This window comes from Agriterribacter sp., from assembly GCF_035444585.1.
Classification (GTDB): Bacteria; Bacteroidota; Bacteroidia; order Chitinophagales; family Chitinophagaceae; genus Agriterribacter.
Genome location: NZ_DAOMOZ010000286.1, coordinates 1 through 5146 on the forward strand (window position 1 = coordinate 1; position 5146 = coordinate 5146).

Below are 5146 nucleotides of genomic sequence, written 5' to 3' on the forward strand. Positions count from 1 at the left end.
GGCTATACCCTTAAAAGGCAGTTGGGCATGGTGGAAGACCTGTACCAGCAAAAAAGATTGCCTAACATGGGATTGGTGATCAATGACATACAAACCCAGGGCCGTTATAAGGGCTACTATGGGTACGGTGGTGGAACTTATTATGGATATGGATACGGATACGGGTATGGCGGCGATTATTTCCAGGAGAGTAAAAACAAAAAGAAAAGGAACTGGAAAAAATTACTCTTTAAATGAGTTTGGCAAGAAAGGCGCTCACAGGACTTAGCTGGACTTTTGCCCAGCAATTTGGTACCCAGTTCATCAGTTTTGGAGCATCTGTTATTCTCGCCCGTGTTTTACTACCGGAGGAGTTCGGATTGATAGGGATACTGGCTATTTTTATGTCGGTTGGCAATGTTCTGATCAATGCCGGGCTGACCACTTCCCTCATCAGAACAGAGAACCCGGACCAGCACGATTATTCTACCGTTTTCTTTATCAACCTGATTGGAAGTGTTGTTGTTTATTGGACCATTTTCTTCGCTGCCCCGCTCATTGCCCGTTTTTTTCGTCAGCCGGCTCTTATTGATATAGCAAGAGTATATACACTTGCTTTCATTATAAACGCTTTTTCCGGTGTTCAGCTTGCACGACTGACCAAGCAACTGGACTTTAAAACACAGTTAACCGTTCAGTTGCCTTCCCTTATCATCAGTTCTTTATTGGGCGTTTACCTCGCTTATTCCGGTTATGGCGTTTGGAGCCTGGTATGGATGTACCTTTGCCAGGCATCCTTATCGTCTCTCCAGCTATGGTTCCGAACCGGTTGGCGGCCCGATTTCCTTTTTGATAAAGAAAGGTTTAGCAGGCATTTTAATTTTGGGTACAAGCTCATGCTTTCCGGCTTGATTGATGCAGTATATAATAATGCATATAATATAATCATCGGAAGAATATATCCTGCCGCCCAACTGGGTTATTATACCAGGGCAATGAGCATCCGCCAGTTGCCTGTTCAGAACCTGGCTACCGCTTTAAATAAAGTAACCTTCCCGGTATTTTCAAGTATCCAGCAGGATAATGAGCGTTTAAAAGCCGCCTATAAAAGGATCATGCAGCAGGTGATATTCTGGACAACTCCCACCCTGGTGATCTTAGGCATAGTGGCTAAACCCCTATTCGTGCTTCTGTTCACCGATAAATGGTTGCCGGCTGTTCCTTATTTTCAAATCCTGTGCATACCGGGAATATTGTATCCTCTCCAGGCATACAACCTGAATATTCTAAATGTGAAAGGAAGATCGGACCTGTTCCTCAGGCTGGAACTGGTTAAAAGGGCGTTTATAACAGTCGGGATTTTACTGGCAATACCCTTTGGTATTTACGGGCTGCTCTACTTCCAGATCATATCCTCTCTTTTTGGCTATTTTGTGAATTCCTGGTACAGCGGAAAAATGATCGCCTACGGCGTCAAAGATCAGCTTCGTGATATTATGCCGATCATCCTGCTTGCCTTGGTCACCGGTATTTTTGTATGGTTCATAGACGCAAAAATATTGCAGCTCTCCGGCTGGAATGATCTTGGAAGAGTGGGTATAGGAATAATAATCTACTTCATCGCTTATCTAGGCATGGGTGCAGTTCTAAAATTTTCACCCATTGCCGACTTCAAAAAACTGGTATTAAAAAGATGATCCCTGTTACCAAACCGTTCCTGCCTCCAAAAGAAGAATTTGAAAAATACCTGGCCGGCATCTGGCAAAGGAACTGGCTCACCAATATGGGCCCCCTGGCCGGTGAACTGGAGCTGCAGCTTAAGAAATATCTTAAGCTTAAGCATCTGCTTTTTGTTACCAATGGCACAGTGGCCATCCAAATGGCAATAAAAGCGCTGGGATTGAAAGGCGAGATCATCACAACACCTTTCTCTTTTATAGCCACTACCAGCAGTATTGCATGGGAGGGTTGTACACCGGTTTTTGTGGATATTGATAAAAAATCATTAAACATTGATCCTTCAAAAATTGAGGCGGCGATAACGGAAAAGACTTCTGCAATTTTAGCCACACATGTATACGGGAATCCATGTGATGTAGCGGCTATAGAAATGATCGCTAAAAAGCACCACCTTAAGGTCATTTATGATGGGGCACATGCTTTTGGCGTTGAAATAAACGGTAAGTCAGTATTTGAATACGGCGATATTTCAACCTGCAGCTTTCATGCAACCAAATTGTACCACACCGTTGAAGGCGGTATGGTTGTTACAAAGGATCCCGCACTTTTAAAACGGATCGCCTATATCCGTAATTTCGGATTTTCGGGACCCGACAGCTATGCGGAGCTGGGCATTAATGGCAAAAATTCTGAGTTTCACGCGGCAATGGGTTTGGTCAATCTCAATTATGTGAATGCCATTCTCCTGAAAAGAAAAGACCTTGTCGCACATTACACAAAGAGCTTAAAAGCGTTAAAGGCTAAGGTTCCGGTATGGCATCCTATGGCCACGAATAATAACGCTTACTATCCCCTTATTTTTGACAATGAAGAACAGCTCCTGAGATCAATAGAAAAACTAACGGCAAACGAGATCTTTGGTCGCAGGTATTTTTATCCTTCGCTTGCGTCTTCGTTGCCTTATGTCCCTTCTCAAAAGATGAAGATAACGGATGATATAAGCAAATGCGTACTTTGCCTGCCCCTTTATCACGATCTTTCTTTAGAAGAAGTGGATTTAATTTGCCGGCTTTTATTGCAAATCAATAATTATCAATAACAGGTTTATACGATGAAAATACTGCTCATTGGTCAATGCACGCTCCATTGGGGAAGAATGGAATTTGGAAACATCGGGAACTTTTATATCATAGAGTCCCTTATAAGAGAACTGCACTCGACTTTTCCTGATGCAGCGATCAGTACCACGTTTCAAATGTCTGAATCCTTTTGCAAAAAGGAAAGGATCAATGTGCTTCCGATGTCTTTATATTATTCATGGAGCGATAAAGATCTTGAAACAGCGCTGATCGAATTGGCTTCGGCGCAGTTGTTTCATGATACCGGGCACCTTCCGCAACGAACGCCGTTCATAGAAGCCGTATTGGATAACGACCTCGTCATAGATTTTAGCGGCGACATCTGGGGTGATAATGCTGATTTTTTGGGGAAGGACAGGTTCTTGGTAGGATTGATCAAAGACCGGGTGGCACAGCTTTTAGGAAAAAAAACGGCAATGATAGCAGGCTCTCCCGGTCCATTCAATAATGAACAAACAACGGCATTTGCCCGGGAAGTATTCAAAAATTTCGACCTGGTAACGAACAGGGAAGCCATAAGCAAAGGGGTGCTTGAAGCAAAGGGGTTTGATATCAAAAGCATTCACAGCCTGGCCTGCCCTGCATTTTTATTTGAACCGGCAAAGGGGGAAATTACGGACACTCTTATAAATAAAGAGCTGGGTAAAAACCGGGACAGCCCTGTAGTAGGATTCATCCTGTGCGGATGGAATTTTCTTGAAGGACCTTTTGATAAATGGCCACGGGATGATAAAGATTACATTCCTTTCGCGGAAGCTGTGGAGCATCTTGAAAGATTAGGAGCAACCGTTTGCCTGATGTCTCACTCCAACGGCTTCATTCCCGGGAAAGAGCCTTTTGAGCTGATCCATGGCAGGGACTACCCAGTTACAAAACAGTTGGAATCGGTATTGCATCAAAGAGGTATTGCAAAAAAAATTTTCGTACTCAATGGAGTGTATGATGCCTGGATCACCAAAGCCATCATAAGCAATTTTGACATGCTGGTAAGCGGACGCATACATGCCGCCGTTGCGGGATTAAGCCAGTACATACCTACGGTTATCATAGATTACGGGCACGAACCTAAAGCCCACAAGCTAAAAGGATTTGCTGATGTGGCAGGTATGCTGGATTATGTGGCGGACCCGGGATTAAAAGATGACCTGATCGCAAAAATTGATCAATGCTGGACAAACAGAGAAACGATAAACAGTTTCCTTCTGGGGAAAATTCCAACGGTAAAAGAAATGGCAAAACAGAATTTTATATTACTGCAAAAGCTCTTCGTAAAGGAAGTACAGCCATGAAGTTAGCCATAATGCAGCCTTATTTCTTTCCCTATATCGGCTACTTCCAGTTGATAAAAGCCGTTGATAAGTTTGTGGTATACGATAATATTGAGTTCACAAAAAAGGGCTGGATACACCGGAACCGGATATTGGTAAACGGAAAGGACGCGTATATTTCTGTAATGCTAAAGAAAGATTCAGACTATTTACATGTTAAGGAAAGGGTTTTATCGGAAGAATTTGAAAAAGAAAAGGATAGAATAATGCGGAGAATAGAAGGGACCTATAAAAAAGCTCCATTTTTTTCTGAAACGATTTCCCTGATCAGGGAAATTACAGGTTACAATGACAGAAATCTCTTTAATTATATATACCACTCCATTAAGCAGCTCCGGAATCATCTTGACATTGATACCGAATTGATCATTTCTTCTGAAATTGCAATCAATCATGACCTCAAAGGCAGGGAAAAGGTAATCGGCATTTGCAAAGAACTGGATGCCACTCACTATATTAATCCTATCGGGGGCATCGAACTGTACAATAAAAAAGAATTTTCGGAGAACGGCATTGAGCTCTCCTTTCTAAAAACCAGGGAAATCAATTATAAGCAGCTTGACAATGAATTTATTCCCTGGCTATCTGTTATAGATGTTTTAATGTTTAATGGGAAAGAGAAAACAAAAAAGTTATTAGATGAGTACGATCTTGCCTGATATAACATTTAAAATCAATTCCGGTACTTTCCCCGATATTTTAGACCATTTGAGAAAATGCCAGGATACCTTTATCCCCCCCCTGGGCAATTCAGTAGATATAAATAAATATGCAGAAAAAATCATTGATTTGGCAGTAAGGTTTGAAGCCTGGGATCAGAACACTTTAATTGGTCTTTTAGCAGCTTATTTTAATGATGAAATAAATAAGCATGGATTTATTACAAATGTAAGTGTCGAGAAAGAATATAATGGCAGAGGTATAGCAAAGACCTTGTTGCAAAACTGTTTAGAATTTGGGAGAAAGGGTAAGTTCAGAAAAATTTATTTAAAAGTGAATAAATCCAATCTAAAAGCAATT

Annotated in this window: 6 protein-coding genes; all 6 read left to right on the plus strand. The window is 41.7% G+C overall.

Annotated features, from left to right (window positions below; genetic code table 11):
• Positions 1 to 237: hypothetical protein (locus tag PLH26_RS20075; RefSeq protein ID WP_324587806.1), on the plus strand; the 237-nt coding region annotated here is incomplete at its 5' end.
• Positions 234 to 1676 carry a lipopolysaccharide biosynthesis protein gene (locus PLH26_RS20080; RefSeq protein WP_324587807.1) on the plus strand — a complete coding sequence of 481 codons (1443 nt, stop codon included), beginning with the start codon at positions 234 to 236 and terminating at the stop codon, positions 1674 to 1676. The genes PLH26_RS20075 and PLH26_RS20080, both read left to right, overlap by 4 nt.
• Entirely contained in the window at positions 1673 to 2758 is a 1086-nt protein-coding gene (locus PLH26_RS20085) for a DegT/DnrJ/EryC1/StrS family aminotransferase (RefSeq protein ID WP_324587808.1), read from the plus strand. The genes PLH26_RS20080 and PLH26_RS20085 overlap by 4 nt, the downstream gene beginning before the upstream one ends.
• 12 nt (positions 2759 to 2770) lie before the next feature.
• Positions 2771 to 4087, plus strand: coding sequence for a polysaccharide pyruvyl transferase family protein (locus PLH26_RS20090; protein WP_324587809.1), 1317 nt, complete (start codon positions 2771 to 2773; stop codon positions 4085 to 4087).
• The gene (locus PLH26_RS20095; RefSeq protein WP_324587810.1) at positions 4084 to 4785 is read left to right on the plus strand and encodes a WbqC family protein; all 702 of its coding nucleotides are present in this window, start codon (positions 4084 to 4086) and stop codon (positions 4783 to 4785) included. Before PLH26_RS20090 ends, PLH26_RS20095 begins: the two co-directional genes overlap by 4 nt.
• The coding region (locus PLH26_RS20100; RefSeq protein WP_324587811.1) for a GNAT family N-acetyltransferase at positions 4766 to 5146 on the plus strand (381 nt) is incomplete at its 3' end. The genes PLH26_RS20095 and PLH26_RS20100, both read left to right, overlap by 20 nt.

Bases quoted from the DNA above. Each gene is read 5' to 3' on its own strand.
- PLH26_RS20080 (WP_324587807.1), top strand. From the start codon at position 234: ATGAGTTTGGCAAGAAAGGCGCTCACAGGACTTAGCTGGACTTTTGCC.
- PLH26_RS20085 (WP_324587808.1), top strand. From the start codon at position 1,673: ATGATCCCTGTTACCAAACCGTTCCTGCCTCCAAAAGAAGAATTTGAA.
- PLH26_RS20095 (WP_324587810.1), top strand. From the start codon at position 4,084: ATGAAGTTAGCCATAATGCAGCCTTATTTCTTTCCCTATATCGGCTAC.
- PLH26_RS20090 (WP_324587809.1), top strand. From the start codon at position 2,771: ATGAAAATACTGCTCATTGGTCAATGCACGCTCCATTGGGGAAGAATG.